General features: G+C 59.5%; 13 protein-coding genes. 7 read left to right on the forward strand and 6 right to left on the reverse strand.

Going from position 1 to position 14,201, the window contains the following annotated elements:
• The first annotated feature begins 3 nt into the window (after positions 1–3).
• From GYM54_RS18280 to lpxC, 4 genes are all read left to right on the forward strand, one after another.
• Positions 4–861 (forward strand): cell division protein FtsQ/DivIB, encoded by an 858-nt coding sequence (locus GYM54_RS18280; RefSeq protein WP_131649957.1) that lies wholly within the window; start codon positions 4–6, stop codon positions 859–861.
• Positions 862–873: 12 nt separating this feature from the next.
• On the forward strand, positions 874–2,121 hold the full coding sequence (gene ftsA / locus GYM54_RS18285; RefSeq protein ID WP_181100150.1) for a cell division protein FtsA: 1,248 nt from the start codon (positions 874–876) through the stop codon (positions 2,119–2,121).
• Positions 2,122–2,174: 53 nt separating this feature from the next.
• Complete coding sequence (gene ftsZ, locus GYM54_RS18290; RefSeq protein ID WP_131649959.1) at positions 2,175–3,359, forward strand: cell division protein FtsZ; 1,185 nt, start codon at positions 2,175–2,177, stop codon at positions 3,357–3,359.
• A gap of 111 nt (positions 3,360–3,470) precedes the next feature.
• Complete coding sequence (lpxC, locus tag GYM54_RS18295) at positions 3,471–4,382, forward strand: UDP-3-O-acyl-N-acetylglucosamine deacetylase (protein ID WP_131649960.1); 912 nt, start codon at positions 3,471–3,473, stop codon at positions 4,380–4,382.
• 174 nt (positions 4,383–4,556) lie between these two features.
• On the opposite strand, the gene GYM54_RS18300 is transcribed toward lpxC, so the two are convergent.
• The 3 genes from GYM54_RS18300 to GYM54_RS18305 form a co-directional block, all read right to left on the reverse strand.
• Positions 4,557–5,090 carry a bacterioferritin gene (locus tag GYM54_RS18300; RefSeq protein WP_131649961.1) on the reverse strand — a complete coding sequence of 178 codons (534 nt, stop codon included), beginning with the start codon at positions 5,088–5,090 and terminating at the stop codon, positions 4,557–4,559.
• A gap of 97 nt (positions 5,091–5,187) precedes the next feature.
• Entirely contained in the window at positions 5,188–5,322 is a 135-nt protein-coding gene (locus GYM54_RS21780; protein ID WP_257626589.1) for a hypothetical protein, read from the reverse strand.
• 11 nt (positions 5,323–5,333) lie between these two features.
• Positions 5,334–5,732: a Rho termination factor N-terminal domain-containing protein gene (locus GYM54_RS18305; RefSeq protein WP_131649962.1), complete on the reverse strand. Its 399-nt coding sequence runs from the start codon at positions 5,730–5,732 to the stop codon at positions 5,334–5,336.
• A 361-nt stretch (positions 5,733–6,093) separates the two neighbouring features.
• Here GYM54_RS18305 and rfbD point away from each other — a divergent pair, with 361 nt between their 5' ends.
• Together rfbD and GYM54_RS18315 are read left to right on the forward strand one after the other, a co-directional pair.
• Positions 6,094–7,017: a dTDP-4-dehydrorhamnose reductase gene (gene rfbD / locus GYM54_RS18310; RefSeq protein ID WP_181100152.1), complete on the forward strand. Its 924-nt coding sequence runs from the start codon at positions 6,094–6,096 to the stop codon at positions 7,015–7,017.
• Positions 7,018–7,148: 131 nt separating this feature from the next.
• A complete protein-coding gene (locus GYM54_RS18315; RefSeq protein ID WP_197445802.1) occupies positions 7,149–8,048 on the forward strand; it encodes an AEC family transporter in 900 nt (299 codons plus the stop codon).
• A gap of 12 nt (positions 8,049–8,060) precedes the next feature.
• Here the strand turns inward: GYM54_RS18315 and GYM54_RS18320 are convergent, their stop codons facing one another.
• Together GYM54_RS18320 and GYM54_RS18325 are read right to left on the reverse strand one after the other, a co-directional pair.
• Complete coding sequence (locus tag GYM54_RS18320) at positions 8,061–8,816, reverse strand: VC0807 family protein (RefSeq protein WP_197445803.1); 756 nt, start codon at positions 8,814–8,816, stop codon at positions 8,061–8,063.
• A gap of 88 nt (positions 8,817–8,904) precedes the next feature.
• Entirely contained in the window at positions 8,905–9,858 is a 954-nt protein-coding gene (locus GYM54_RS18325; protein WP_131649966.1) for a YbhN family protein, read from the reverse strand.
• A gap of 204 nt (positions 9,859–10,062) precedes the next feature.
• On the opposite strand from GYM54_RS18325, the gene GYM54_RS18330 reads away from it, so the two are divergent.
• The gene (locus tag GYM54_RS18330) at positions 10,063–11,325 is read left to right on the forward strand and encodes a cytochrome P450 (protein ID WP_197445804.1); all 1,263 of its coding nucleotides are present in this window, start codon (positions 10,063–10,065) and stop codon (positions 11,323–11,325) included.
• Here the strand turns inward: GYM54_RS18330 and GYM54_RS18335 are convergent, their stop codons facing one another.
• Positions 11,326–14,127, reverse strand: coding sequence for a hybrid sensor histidine kinase/response regulator (locus GYM54_RS18335; RefSeq protein WP_231752241.1), 2,802 nt, complete (start codon positions 14,125–14,127; stop codon positions 11,326–11,328).
• Positions 14,128–14,201 lie beyond the last annotated feature (74 nt).

Below are 14,201 nucleotides of genomic sequence, written 5' to 3' on the forward strand. Positions count from 1 at the left end.
TCCATGATTACCACGCTACGTCACTCGCAACCCGCTACCGGCCGCGCTTCGCGCAAACCGGCGCAGCGGGGTGCGAGCCGGCTGGTGCAACGTGAACCGCTTTCAGCGCGCCTGCCGCGCCCAAGCCTGAGTTCGCTCAAGCGTGTTCTCTGGCCGGTGCTATTGGTTGCGCTGGTGGTCGGGCTTTACGAACTGGGCGAGCGGCTCGCGCCTTATGCCGATCGGCCCATCGCCAAGGTCAGCGTTCGGGGCGAGCTGAGCTATGTCGATCAACAGGTCGTGCAGGCGCGCATGGCTCCTTTCGTCGAAGCCAGCTTCTTCAAGGTCGATCTCGATGCCCTGCGTCGCGATCTGGAGCAGATGCCATGGATCGCGCACGTGGAAGCGCGCCGTATCTGGCCGGATGAGGTCATGGTGCGCCTCGATGAGCAATTGCCCATCGCCCGTTGGGGCGATGAGGCGCTGTTGAACAACAACGGTCAGGCCTTTGCGCCCAATGACCTAGCTCAGTATGAACACCTGCCGCAGTTGCATGGTCCGAAACGGGCCCAGCAGCGAGTGATGCAGCAATACCAGATGCTTAGCCAGATGCTTCGGCCGCTCGGGTTCTCCATTGCCCGTCTGGAATTGCGGGCTCGGGGCAGCTGGTTCTTGACGACCAGGCAGGGCGTCGAGCTGTTACTGGGAAGGGATCAGATAATCGAAAAAATGCGGCGCTTCACGGCCATCTATCAGCAGGAGCTGGCGCCGGAGAGCGAAAGAATTGCGCGGATCGACCTCCGCTACGCCAATGGCCTGGCCGTTGCGTGGCGCGAGCCGAGCCCGACCACGACGGACGAATCCGTCGTTGCGAAGAATTGAGGAATGAAACACATGTCTAGCGTGCAAAGCGGCAAGATGATCGTCGGCCTCGACATCGGCACCTCCAAGGTGGTGGCGCTGGTGGGCGAAGTGACGCCGGACGGCGAACTCGAAATCGTCGGGATCGGCACCCATCCGTCGCGTGGCCTGAAGAAGGGCGTGGTGGTCAACATCGAGTCCACCGTTCAGTCGATCCAGCGTGCCGTCGAAGAAGCGCAGCTGATGGCCGGCTGCCGCATCCACTCCGCCTTCGTCGGTCTAGCCGGCAACCATATCCGCAGCCTCAACTCCCATGGCATCGTCGCGATCCGGGATCGCGAGGTCAGTACAGCGGATCTAGAACGCGTGCTCGATGCCGCGCAAGCGGTGGCGATTCCGGCTGATCAGCGGGTGCTGCATACGCTTCCGCAGGATTATGTGATCGATAACCAGGAGGGCGTCCGTGAGCCGTTGGGCATGTCCGGCGTGCGTCTGGAAGCGAAGGTTCATGTCGTTACTTGCGCCGTCAACGCAGCGCAGAACATCGAAAAGTGCGTACGTCGCTGCGGCCTGGAAGTCGACGACATCATTCTGGAACAACTCGCATCGGCCCACGCCGTCCTGACCGACGATGAAAAAGAACTGGGCGTCTGCCTGGTGGATATCGGCGGCGGCACAACCGACATCTGCATCTTCACCGAAGGAGCGATTCGGCATACCGCGGTCATTCCGATCGCCGGTGATCAGGTCACCAATGACATCGCCATGGCTCTGCGTACGCCGACCCAGTACGCCGAAGAGATCAAGATCCGCTACGCCTGCGCGCTGGCCAAGCTGGCGGGCCCCGGCGAAACCATCAAGGTACCGAGCGTCGGGGATCGTCCGCCGCGGGAACTCTCACGCCAGGCGTTGGCCGAAGTCGTGGAGCCGCGTTATGACGAACTCTTTACATTGATCCAGGCTGAGCTGCGTCGAAGCGGCTACGAGGATCTGGTCCCGGCAGGGATCGTTCTCACCGGCGGTACGGCGAAGATGGAAGGCGCCGTCGAGCTGGCCGAGGAAATCTTTCACATGCCGGTGCGCCTGGGCGTACCGCACAGCATCAACGGACTCACGGATGTGGTCCGCAATCCTATCTATTCAACGGGCGTGGGCCTGTTGCTGTACGGCATGCGCAAGCAGACCGATGGCACGACCATGTCCGGTCTCGGCAACTTCGCCGAAGAACCCAAAACATCTGTCGTGGACCGGCTCAAAAGCTGGATCCAAGGCAATTTCTGAGCAGTGCGGCAGTAGCAGTAACCACAACTAGAAAGCTGGAAGGAGAGAGGGAAATGTTCGAACTCGTAGATCATACCCCGCAGAGTGCAGTGATTAAGGTCATTGGCGTAGGCGGAGGCGGCGGCAACGCCGTCAATCACATGGTGCGCAACAGCGTCGAAGGCGTCGAATTCATCTGCGCCAACACCGATGCTCAGGCGCTGAAGAAAATCGAAGCGCGGACCGTACTGCAGTTGGGTTCCGCTATTACCAAAGGCCTGGGCGCCGGCACCAATCCCGATATTGGTCGTCAGGCTGCCATGGATGACCGTGAGCGCATTGCCGAGGTGCTGCAGGGCGCTGACATGGTGTTCATCACCACCGGCATGGGCGGTGGTACCGGTACCGGCGCCGCGCCGGTCATCGCTTCGGTTGCCAAGGAAATGGGCATCCTGACCGTAGCAGTGGTGACTCGCCCGTTCCCGTTCGAGGGGCGTCGTCGCATGCAGGTCGCCGACGAGGGCATTCGTCAGCTCTCCGAGTGCGTCGACTCGCTGATCACCATTCCCAACGAAAAGCTGCTGACCATCCTGGGCAAGGATGCGAGCCTGCTCGCGGCTTTCGCCAAGGCCGACGACGTACTCACCGGCGCCGTGCGCGGTATTTCCGACATCATGCAACGCCCAGGCCTGATGAACGTCGACTTCGCCGATGTAAAAACCGTCATGGGGGAAATGGGCATGGCGATGATGGGTACGGGGTGCGCAACCGGCCCCAACCGCGCTCGCGAAGCTACCGAGGCGGCTATCCGCAACCCGCTGCTAGAAGACGTCAATCTGCAGGGTGCTCGCGGCATTTTGGTCAACATCACCGCTGGTCTGGATCTTTCGCTCGGTGAATACGCTGCCGTCGGCGAGATCATCGAGGCGTTCGCGTCCGATGAAGCGACCGTCAAGGTGGGTGCTGTGATCGATCCCGATATGCTCGACGAACTGCACGTTACCGTCGTCGCTACGGGACTCGGCCCGCGTAATGAGAAACCGGTCAAGGTTGTCGACAATACCCTGCAGACCGCAGCGGTCGCGCCGCAGGCAGCGCCGGCTCCACGTCAGGATCAGGCAGCGGTGAACTACCGTGATCTGGACCGCCCGACCATCATGCGCAATCAGGCCAACGTGGCGACTGCGGCGAAAATGAATCCTCAGGAGGACTTGGATTACCTTGATATTCCGGCCTTTCTGCGTCGCCAGGCTGATTGATTTGATTTATCAGGAGTATTGGGTTGATTGGTATTCAGCAAACTGGGGTTCTGCTATGATCGCCACCTTTGTTGGAAACCATTCGCAACAGCGCAATAGCGAAATCAAGCCATGATCAGACAACGCACCTTGAAGAACATCATTCGCGCCACTGGCGTCGGCCTGCATTCGGGGGAAAAGGTATACCTGACCCTGAAGCCGGCACCCGTGGATACTGGAATCGTGTTCTGTCGCACCGATCTCAACCCGCCCGTGCAGATTGCCGCACGGGCCGAGAACGTCGGCGAGACAACCATGTCGACCACGCTGGTAAGCGGTGACGTCAAAGTCGACACGGTGGAGCATTTGCTTTCGGCCATGGCTGGACTTGGCATCGATAACGCTTATGTCGAGCTTTCCGCATCGGAAGTGCCGATCATGGACGGTAGCGCTGGCCCCTTCGTATTCCTGATTCAATCAGCCGGCCTGCAGGAGCAGGACGCCCCCAAGAAATTCATCCGCATCATCCGCGAGGTCACGGTGGAGGACGGCGACAAGCGCGCCACGTTCATACCATTCGAAGGCTTCAAAGTGAGTTTCGAGATCGACTTCGACCATCCGGTTTTCCGCGGTCGCACCCAAACCGCCAGCGTGGATTTCTCCAGCACTTCCTTTGTCAAGGAAGTCAGTCGTGCACGGACGTTCGGTTTCATGCGCGACATCGAGTTCCTCCGCTCGCACAATCTGGCTTTGGGTGGAAGCGTTGAAAACGCGATTGTGGTTGACGAAGACCACGTGCTCAACGAAGACGGCCTGCGTTATGAGGACGAGTTCGTGAAGCACAAGATTCTCGATGCGATCGGTGATCTTTACTTGCTGGGCACCAGTTTGATCGGCGAATTCCGCGGCTTTAAATCCGGACATGCATTGAACAATCGTTTGCTGCGCACCTTGATGGAACAGAAGGACGCGTGGGAGATGGTGACGTTCGATGATTCCCAGACCGCACCGATCTCCTACATGCGCCCGGCAGCTGCCGGCTGAGCAGTACTCTCCTTTCCTTTTTGAGGCCACCTTCGGGTGGCCTTTTTTTGCTTCAAGCTTCAAGCGCGCCAACCTCATCTACGGGCCACACTTGACCGTGCTTTTCTAGACACCCGCCGGTATCTAAGCGTCCTCCATCGATCCGACAATCCTTGCAGGCTGCAGCTTGCAGTCTCAGTTCATGCCGTCGAGCAGGCTGGCCATGTCATCGGCGTGTTCTTCTTCCTGCGCGAGAATATCCTCGAAGATCCGTCGTGTGGTTGGGTCCTTGTCGCCGATGTACTGAACGATCTCGCGGTAGCTGTCGATGGCGATGCGCTCGGCAACCAGGTTTTCGAAGACCATGTCGCGCAGGCCGTTGCCTTCGGCATATTGCGCATGTGATCGCTCGGTAAGGCTGTCCGGATTGAAGTCGGGTGCGCCGCCCAGCTGCACGATACGCTCGGCCAGTCGGTCGGCATGTTCCTGCTCTTCGTTGGCGTGCTCAAGGAACTCTGCTGCGGCAACGCTCGATTTCAATCCAGTCGCCATGTAGTAATGGCGCTTGTAGCGCAGGTAGCAGACCAGCTCGGTGGCCAATGCCTCGTTGAGCAGATTGATCACGGTGTCGCGGTCTGCTGAATAGCTTTCGGTCACCGCACCGTTTTCGACATGCTGCCGGGCACGCTCGCGCAAGGTCTGTTTGTCGCTCAGTTGTACATAGCTCATCACGGTCTCCTGAATTCAATAGGGCTGTTTAGCCATACCGCCGCGCCTGTTGGCGTCTCGCTGGGCTTTAGCTGTGATGGATGAGGAGCTGGAAAGTTTAGCCGGCTCCGCCTTTCTCCGACTGATCAGGGTCGTCGGGGTCTTCGATAGGCACCGGTTGATCGGGCTCCTTGCGCTCTGGATATGGAAAGGGGCTCGGCGTTCCATCGTCCCGCGGATCGGGATCATGCATGTCGGTTTCCATCAGCTGAGTGCCTTGATCAGCTCGTCCTTGCGCATCTTCGACCGACCGCGGACGTCACGCTCACGGGCTTTCTGCATCAGTTCGTCCCGCGTCAGTTCGGTGAGCGAGCTACTGCCGGAGCGATTGCTACGCGCCGAGCCCTTGTTGGGTGAATCGCCGGAGCGTGCTTTCGCTGCGCGATGAGAAGAATCCTTGCGGTCGGCGCGCTTGGCTGTCTCGCTTTTGTTCTGCCCCGACCCACCCTTGCGCTCGCCGCCGCCAGATTGCTTGTTCACCGTGGCCCACGCACGTGCTTCGGCTTCCTTCTCGGGCACACCGCGCTCCTCATAGCTCTGTTCGATATGTTCGGCTTTGCGTTGCTGTTTATCGGTGTACTTGGATTTTTCACCTCTAGGCATAACGATTCCTCCACAAGCATGAACGATGCGAGGCCTACAGGCTTGGGCACGCCGTAGGTTCCGCCATAACACCACCTCTTTCAGATTGGTCCCCACCGGCGGTGTCGAGTTTCACGCGTGTTGGCACCGCCCGCTTGCGATTTGTCTTCATGAAGTTGTCATCACGGCCCCGCCATGCTTCCGACGAGCTGGGAATAATTCTTATCAGCCTTGCTTTCGACGGAACAAAATTCGTTTATGCTGGCCTGAATGTGCTTGAGCCGCGCTATCTCGGCGGTTTCAGCGCGATGGGCCTGTATCGAATCTGCTTTACGAATCGTGCTTGCCGTTACTAGCGAGCTTTGAATGAGGTGATAACCAGATGCGAATCCTTGTATGCGGTGCCGGTGGCCAAGTCGGCCACGAGTTGGTAGACCGTGCGAATAAGTATGGTCTCGAGGCGCTTAGCATGACCCGGGAGCAGCTGGACATTACCGATGCTGATCAGGTGGCAGCTGTCGTAGCCCTGCTCAAGCCGGGGATGATCATCAACGCGGCCGCCTACACCCACGTCGACAATGCCGAGACGCATAGCGAGCAGGCGTTCGCAGTGAACCGTGAGGGGGCGGCCAGATTGGCCGAAGCCGCCCGGTATGCCTGCATCCCATTGCTGCACATCTCCACTGATTACGTGTTTTCCGGCGAAGCCCGAGAGCCTTACCGCGAAGAAGACGAAGTCGAACCAACGGGCGTGTACGGTGCGAGCAAGCTGGCTGGTGAAGACGCCATCCGGGCTGTGTTGGATGAGCATCTGATTCTGCGAACCAGCTGGGTGTATGGCGCGCATGGCCACAATTTCGTCAAGACGATGCTGCGCCTGGGGCGTCAGCGTGACTCGCTTTCGGTGGTCGCTGATCAGTTTGGCTGCCCTACCCAGGCCGGCAGCATTGCCGATGTGCTACTGCAGCTGGCTCAGCGATATGCACGTGAAGGCGCGCTTGCTTGGGGGCTCTATCACTACAGCGGCCGTTCGCCCTGTACTTGGTTCGATTTTGCTGTAGAGATTTTCCGCCAGGCAGCAGTCAAGGGCATGCTTCCTAAACAACCACAGGTATCTTCGATCACGACCGCACAATACCCGACGCCCGCGCGTCGGCCGGCCTGGTCCGTGCTCGATTGCACCCGTTTCGAAACAACCTTTGGCATCGCTACGCATGACTGGCACGAAGAGTTGTCGGTTGTGCTCGACGCATTGGCCACTGCGGAAACGGGTGCCGCGGTTGTCGCTGCGCCTCCTCAGATCTGACGGCTGACCTATCGGATTTGCCCCGGGGTGACTTGGGGCCACACCTGTTGGTTATCCTGTCCGCGAGTCGGTATTCTTTGCCACCTTTTTACGGGGCGGCATGAGGCCGTACCGGTCGTTGGAGAAGCTGCGTGGTCGTGTTTGAGGCAATCCTGCCCATCTTTGGCTTGATCATGCTCGGCTATCTGCTGGGCTGGAGAGGTTGGCTCGCTGGTGAAGCGGCAACCGGGCTCGCCAATATCACTTTCAAGTTGTTCATGCCGGCCGTCCTGTTCACCGGTATCGCCCGCGCACAGCTGAGCGACGGCATGTCGCCGATGCTATTGCTGGCCTATTTTGGTCCGGTACTCGCCATCTTCATCTTCGTAGGGTTGATTGCGCATCGTTTGCTGGGGCGCGCTTCGCCGCTGGGATTGACGGCTGCCTACTCCAATAACGTGCTGGTCGGAATCCCGCTGGTGACCACGTTGCTCGGACAGGCGAGCCTGGTGTACGTATTCGCAATCCTGGTTTTTCACAGCCTGATCCTGTTTTCGCTGCAGAGCTTCTACAGCGCGTTCGGCTCGGGGCAGAAGGTCAGTGGCACGGCGCTGCTGAAGAATCTCGCCAACCCGCTCATTGTGGGGCTGTTGCTCGGAGCCTTGCTGAACGTTTCGGGCTTCGGTCTGCCGCAGTCGATATGGCGCATCGCCGATTGGCTGGCCCTGGCAGCGTTGCCTTGCGCACTGCTGGTGCTGGGTATCAGTTTGTCACGCTATCGGCTGCGTCCTAGTCCCACTGCGTTGGCGCTGACGCTCGTCAAGCTGGGCTTGTTTCCATTGCTGGTGTGGTACATCAGTGGGTTGTTGCCCGGGCTGAGTCATGAAGCACGTAGCGTGCTGGTGCTGCTGGCGGCCTGTCCGAGTGGCGTGAACGTGCTGGCTTTCGTGGCCAATCCGGACGATACCCGCGCGGTCAGTTCGACGGTGTTTCTCTCGACCATGCTCGCGGCGATCAGCCTGCCGTTGTGGATGCTGCTGATGTCGGCGTGATCGCCGAGGCGGTCAGGATTTTCCACCACGCCGATCGGCGTGCGCGTGCGGGGCGATGATGTCCTCGAGGCGCAGGCCGGTCAGGCCGTGAATGGTGCGCCAGAGGTAATAGAAGATCGCCATCATCATCAACATGCTCGGGATCGCGATCATTGGGTAGCTGAGCAGGGTCATGCGACCCAGCTCGGCGTTGAAGGCTTCACTGCCGGCCGGGCTGTTGACGATCCATTTGGCCAGTACATAGTTCATGAAAGAAGAGAAAAAGAAGGTACCGCTGAGAAAGTAGGTGGCGCGCAGCAGCCGCGTTTCGAAGTGAGCGGTTTGCCCGTTGCGCTCGAGCTGCTCGTGGACCTTGTCGACGTTGAGCACCTTGGGGTTGTAGAGCAGGGTGCGGATCAGCGGGAAGCGGGTGCGGGTCGAGGCCAGTACCGCAATGCCGATGATGCCGGGAATTGCGGCTTCCTTGACTGCCAGCCATTGGGGGTCGAGTTGCAGCAGGCCGATGCCGCCGGTAAGCAGCACGCTGACGAGGCCCAGCAGGGCGATCCAATTGAATTTACGATATTTCGCCAGTTCGAACAGACCCCAACCGAGCGGAAACGCCAGCGCCAGCAGGAGCGCGCCGTCGGCGCCAAGGCGGTTCTCGCCGCTAAGCTTCATCAGGATCAATGATGGGATCACGATGCTGATCGCCAAATCCATCAAGGGCCGTGGCTTGTGCTCGGGCGGTTGATTGGAGCCTGGTCGGGTGGTACGGGTGTCGGTCATGTGATTTCGTGTTTCATCTCGAAATGGAGGCGAATGATCACCCGAGCGAGCGAACATAGCCATACTGCAATGGTGGTGTTCCCGTAGTTTACTGACCGGAGCCGATGCCGGTGCGTCGTTTTGCCGACCACTGGGTGGCTTCGAATACCATCACGATCAATATCGCCAGGGCGAATGGCAGCAGAAGATAGAAGGCCCTGAATACGATCAGTGCAGCCAGGACGTCGGCTGTAGGCAGCTCCGGCAAGGCGGCGATGAAGGTCACCTCGAGTACCCCGAGCCCGCCGGGTGCATGGGACAACAACGCCAGCGAGAAGGATGCGAGAAATACCCCGAGTACCACCAGATAGCCGGGGTTCTGCGCGTCGGGAAGCGCGAAGTAGATGATTGCCGCCGCGCAGGCCAGTTCCAGTGGTGCGGCAATCAGCTGCCTGCCGACGATCGGAAGGCGTGGGTAATCGATTCGCCATTTCCCAAGATGCATGGGCGCGAAATGTCGCCAGGCCCCAATCACGTAAAGACCGACCAGGCACAGCAGGGACGTCCCAATGGCGAGCGAAAGCCAAGGATCTGCGTCGATGAGCCTGCTCAGCAAATCCGGCCGCAGAATCAATACGGCTCCCCCAGCCAGCAAGGTGCCGAGAAAAAAAGTGAGGGAACAGAATACGATCAATACGCCGATCTCATGCGGACTGAGCCCCTTGCTGCGATACGCGCGATAGCGCACAACCGCCCCGGAAAACACCGACGCGCCCACGTTGTGCGCCAGGGCATAGGTGGTGAACGAGCAGAGCGTGATGAACCACCAGGAGATGTTCTTGCCCAGGTGGGCTATGGCAATCCGGTCATACCAGGCCAGCGCGGTGTAGGCACCAAGCGTCGCCAGGCCGGCCAGCAGCCAGTCCCGATAGCTGATGGCCTCGAGACTTTCGGTGAGTTCGGCCAGCGAGAGATTGTGAATTTCCTGATATAGCAGATAGCCGGAAAGCAGTACCGCCGTGATGCCGACAAAGGTCCAGACGACATCGCTCCTCTTCATCATTGGGTTGGCTCCTTGGCGATGGCTTATGCCTCGAAGCGAAGGTTCGGACAATGGGTCACAAGCGTCGCGGAATAGTTCGGCCAGTCTTTTATCGGCATCGGAGCGCGCGTTTTGTTCATTCTGGCATTGGTGTGAGCGGGAACGGGCACCGGGGCAACGGGATGAGGTCCACCGTAGGGCCTGACATCAAGGGAGGAAACAGTAGTGCCTGATATCCCGCGTGATCTACAAGCAGAGAGTTCGCTTTCGCTGCTCAGCGAAGGGTACTCGTTCATTCCCAGCCGATGTCAGCGGCTTGGATCAGACATCTTCCAGGTCCGCCTGCTGCTACAGAACACGATCTGCATGAGCGGCGAAGAGGCTGCGAGGTTGTTTTACGACGAGCAGCTATTCGAGCGTCAGCACGCCGCACCGCGCATGCTGCAGAAAACGCTGTTTGGCCAAGGCGGTGTGCAGGGGCTGGATGACGAGGCACATCGGCATCGCAAACGACTGTTCATGTCATTGCTGACCGACGATGCGGTCGCCGAACTGGTGCGGTTGAGCGAGACCCATTGGCAGGCGGCCATCGAGACCTGGCAGCGTAGCGACCGCATCGTTCTCATGCCGGAGGTCCAGGCGATTCTCACCCGCTCGGTGTGTGGGTGGGCCGGCGTACCGCTCGCCGGGGGTGATGTACTACTGCGTCGTGATCAGCTGACCGCCATGATTGATGGCGCGGGTGGTATTGGAGCCCGCCACTTGCGCGCGCGCAAGGCGCGTAAAGAGGCGGAAAACTGGATGATCGAGCTGATCACCCGATTGCGAGCCGGGGAACTGCAGGTCGATGAAACTCGGGCGCTGGCCGTGGTTGCGCAGTATCTCGATTTAGACGGAAAGGCGCTTGATGAAAGAGCGGCGGCAGTCGAAATGCTCAATCTGTTGCGCCCGACAGTTGCGGTTACGCGCTTCATTATCTACGCCGCGCTGGAATTGCTGGCGCATCCAGCGTGGCAGCAGCGGTTGCAGCGAGATGATGCTGCGCTGGAACCCTTTGCACAGGAAGTTCGCCGGCTTCATGCCTTTTTTCCTTTCACTGCGGCGCGCGTGCGAAAGGATTTCGAATGGCGGGGCTATCACTTCCCTAAAGGTACGCGAGTGCTCCTGGACCTCTACGGGACCAATCGGGACTCGCGGCTCTGGACTGAGCCTGAAGCGTTTCGGCCCGAACGTTTCGCCACCTGGGATGGCAGTGCGTTCAATTTCATCACTCAGGGCGGTGGCGATGCCGCGACAGGGCATCGCTGTCCCGGCGAGCGATTGGCGATCGCACTGCTGATGAGTGCACTGCGCATGCTGACGCGACGGATGACTTACGCCGTCCCTGCTCAGGATTTACGGATGGATACTTCACGAATGCCGGCGCAACCGGAAAGCCTCCTGGTAATTGAGGATGTGCGCAGCGTGTCGCCAATTTCCCAGCAATGATCAGGGGCGGTTGTGCCGATCCGCAGAGGCTGCCGCTCGGATATCTACCCAACGTTCGATCAGTTCACGTAGTTGCGACATCTCGACGGGTTTGGACATGTGCCCATCCATGCCAGCTTCGCGGGCGCGCTCGCGATGCTCGCTGAGAATATGAGCCGTCAGCGCCACCACAGGCGTTCGCGGGCGACCTGCCAAAGACTCCCAGGCGCGTAGCCTCGCGGTCGCCTCGAAGCCGTCCATGACAGGCATCTCGCAGTCCATTAGCACCAGATCGTAGGGTTGCGTCTTGATCAGTTCGAGCGCTTCCTCGCCGTTGCTGGCAGTGTCCGGCTTGAGGTTCAGCTTGTTCAGCATGCCTCGGATGACTTTGGTGGAAATACTGTTGTCCTCGGCGACCAGGATGAGGAAGTCGTCCGGTACCGAAAACGGTGTGCTGGATTGAATGGCGGTGGAGGCTACGGTAGTGGTGCGGCGAGAGATCTCATCGGCGAGGGTCGTTTTCAGGGTGTAGCCGGCAACGGGTTTGGCCAGGATGCGCTTGATTCCGGCGTTGCGCGCAATGATTTTGCTCGGCGCGCTACTCATACCGGTCAGCATGATCAGCAGAATGTCGTGGTTGATGCTGAAGTCTTCCTTGATCTTGCTGGCCAGCTGCATACCCGTCATGCCGGGCATGTCCTGATCGAGCAGGACGACATCGAAGTATTCGTGCAGGTGCGCCTTGGTGCGGAGCAGGGCAAGCGCCTCCTTGCCAGAGGCCACGGCACTGACGTCCAGGCCCCAGCTGCTGCACTGCTGGCTGATTACCTTCCGGCAGGTGTCGTTGTCATCGACTACCAGCAGGCGTGCCCCTTTCAGCTGGCTGTCGAGATCGCTGGCGGGTTGTTCGGTAAGTTCGGCACCCAACGGCAGGCTTATCCATAAAGTGTTGCCTGAGATGCCGCCGGTCTGGATGCCGAACTCGCCGTCCATCAAGTGAACGAGTTGTCTGGCGATGATCAGACCGAGTCGGCCGCCGTGGCGGGTTGCGGCGAGGAAGTCGCGGCTATCCAGAGCAGCATTGAGCAACGCATCGCGTTCCTGCGCTTCCAAGGGCCGCCCACTGTCCTGCACGGTGATGCGCAGACGCGGAAGCGCTTCGTGCTCGTCCACCGCTGCGATCAGCAGGACTTCGCCTTCTTCCGTCTGCTTGAAGGCATTTTCGAGCAGGTTCAACAAGGCCTGGCGCAGACGGGTAGGGTCGCCTGCGACGACATGTGGAATCTGCGGCTGAACGAAGCTGATCAACTCGACCTTCTGCTGCTCGGCCTTGGCCCGGAAGATACTCAGACAGTCCTCGATCAGGGCATTGAGGTCGAACTGAACATCGTCCAGTTCGATTTGTCCGGACTCCAGCTTGGAAATATCCAGGATCTCGTTGATCAGGTTGAGCAGCTCGTTGCCCGAGCTGTGAATCGTCTGTACGTAATCGCGCTGTTTGGCCGACAGCGAAGTGTCTAGCAACAACTCGCTCATACCCAGCACCCCGTTCATGGGGGTGCGAATTTCGTGACTGATCTTGGCCAGGAAGTCCGCCTTGGTCCGTAGCTCAGCGCTGGTGACCGCCTCAGCAGTGTGCTGATTGCGAGTGTTGGCCTGGATCTGCCGTTGCCGCTCCAGCAATGCGAAGCTGAGGATTAGACCCGAGCACGTGGCGACACTGAACATGATGCCGGTCAGCCAGTTGGGATCGAGCTGGTCGAAGCCCAGCAGAATGGGCAGAACGAATAAGAAGCCGCCATCGAACAGCAGCATACCGGCGACTACTAGTCTGGCGGGCTCATAGCGCTGCCGCCAATGATGGATTGCCACCGCGGTAACGCTGAGCGCAGTGACCAACACCGAGACGTAGATCAGCCAACTGAACCACAACTCGCCGGTGAGCAATATGATGGTAGCCAAAGCGATGACAATGCCTGCTAGCGTCGCCAGCAGCCACGTCACCCAATATCGCGTGCGGTGCTGGAAGAAGCCAAAAGTGTAGGCAAGCAAGGACAGGCAGGTGAGCAGCGCCGCCATATCGGCAATCAATGGTTGGCTATAGATCAGGTTCGGTATCCATACAGCCAGCAAACCGAGGTTCGCCATGGCGCAGATCAGCAGTGCGCCGTGTAGCACGGCCAGCCATACATGGCTGTAACTGAGCGTGTAGGCGAAGCGCAGCAGGTTGTAGACCATCAGCAGCGCCAGGGCACCGAACAACGCACCGAACAGGTACGCCGGGCGGGCCTGCTCGACCAGCCCAGCTTCGTCGATCGTATAGAACCAAGTCATGATCGGGTGCGACGACTGCAACCGAACGTAGGCCTCGCGAGGCGCATCGTCGTTGGGCAGCGAGAACAGGTAGGCGCGCGTCGGCAGAGGACGCGAATCCAGCGGTCTCAGCTCGCCGGTTTCAATATGTTGCTCGAGCTGCCCGTCGCGTAGCAGGTAGAAGTCGAGATATTGCACACGAGGGGCGAATACCCACAGCCAGTTCGGCTGAGTGAAGGGCGGGAGGCTCACCTGTAGCCAAACGGCGCTGTCGCTTGCCGGAGCAGCATAGGAGCGGGTATCGATTCGCTGGAACAGACCACGCTGATCCAGAACCTCATCGAGCGTAAGCAGGCCTGACTGATCAATGAGCAGTCGCCAATTGGGTTCCGTTTGTTGCGTGGCGGCAGCGGGGTCGGAAGAGAGTGGCTCGGCCACCGCGTCGAATGACGACAGCGCAGCCAGCAATAGACTGAAGGCAAAAGCAATGGCGACTCTGAGTCGACGCACGATTGAAGTCCCTTCATCTGTCTGACGGCAGATTATAGCCATCGCCATGTGCCCCTGTAATACGTGCAACGGAA

The organism is Pseudomonas sp. MTM4 (assembly GCF_019355055.1).
Taxonomy (GTDB): Bacteria; Pseudomonadota; Gammaproteobacteria; order Pseudomonadales; family Pseudomonadaceae; genus Stutzerimonas.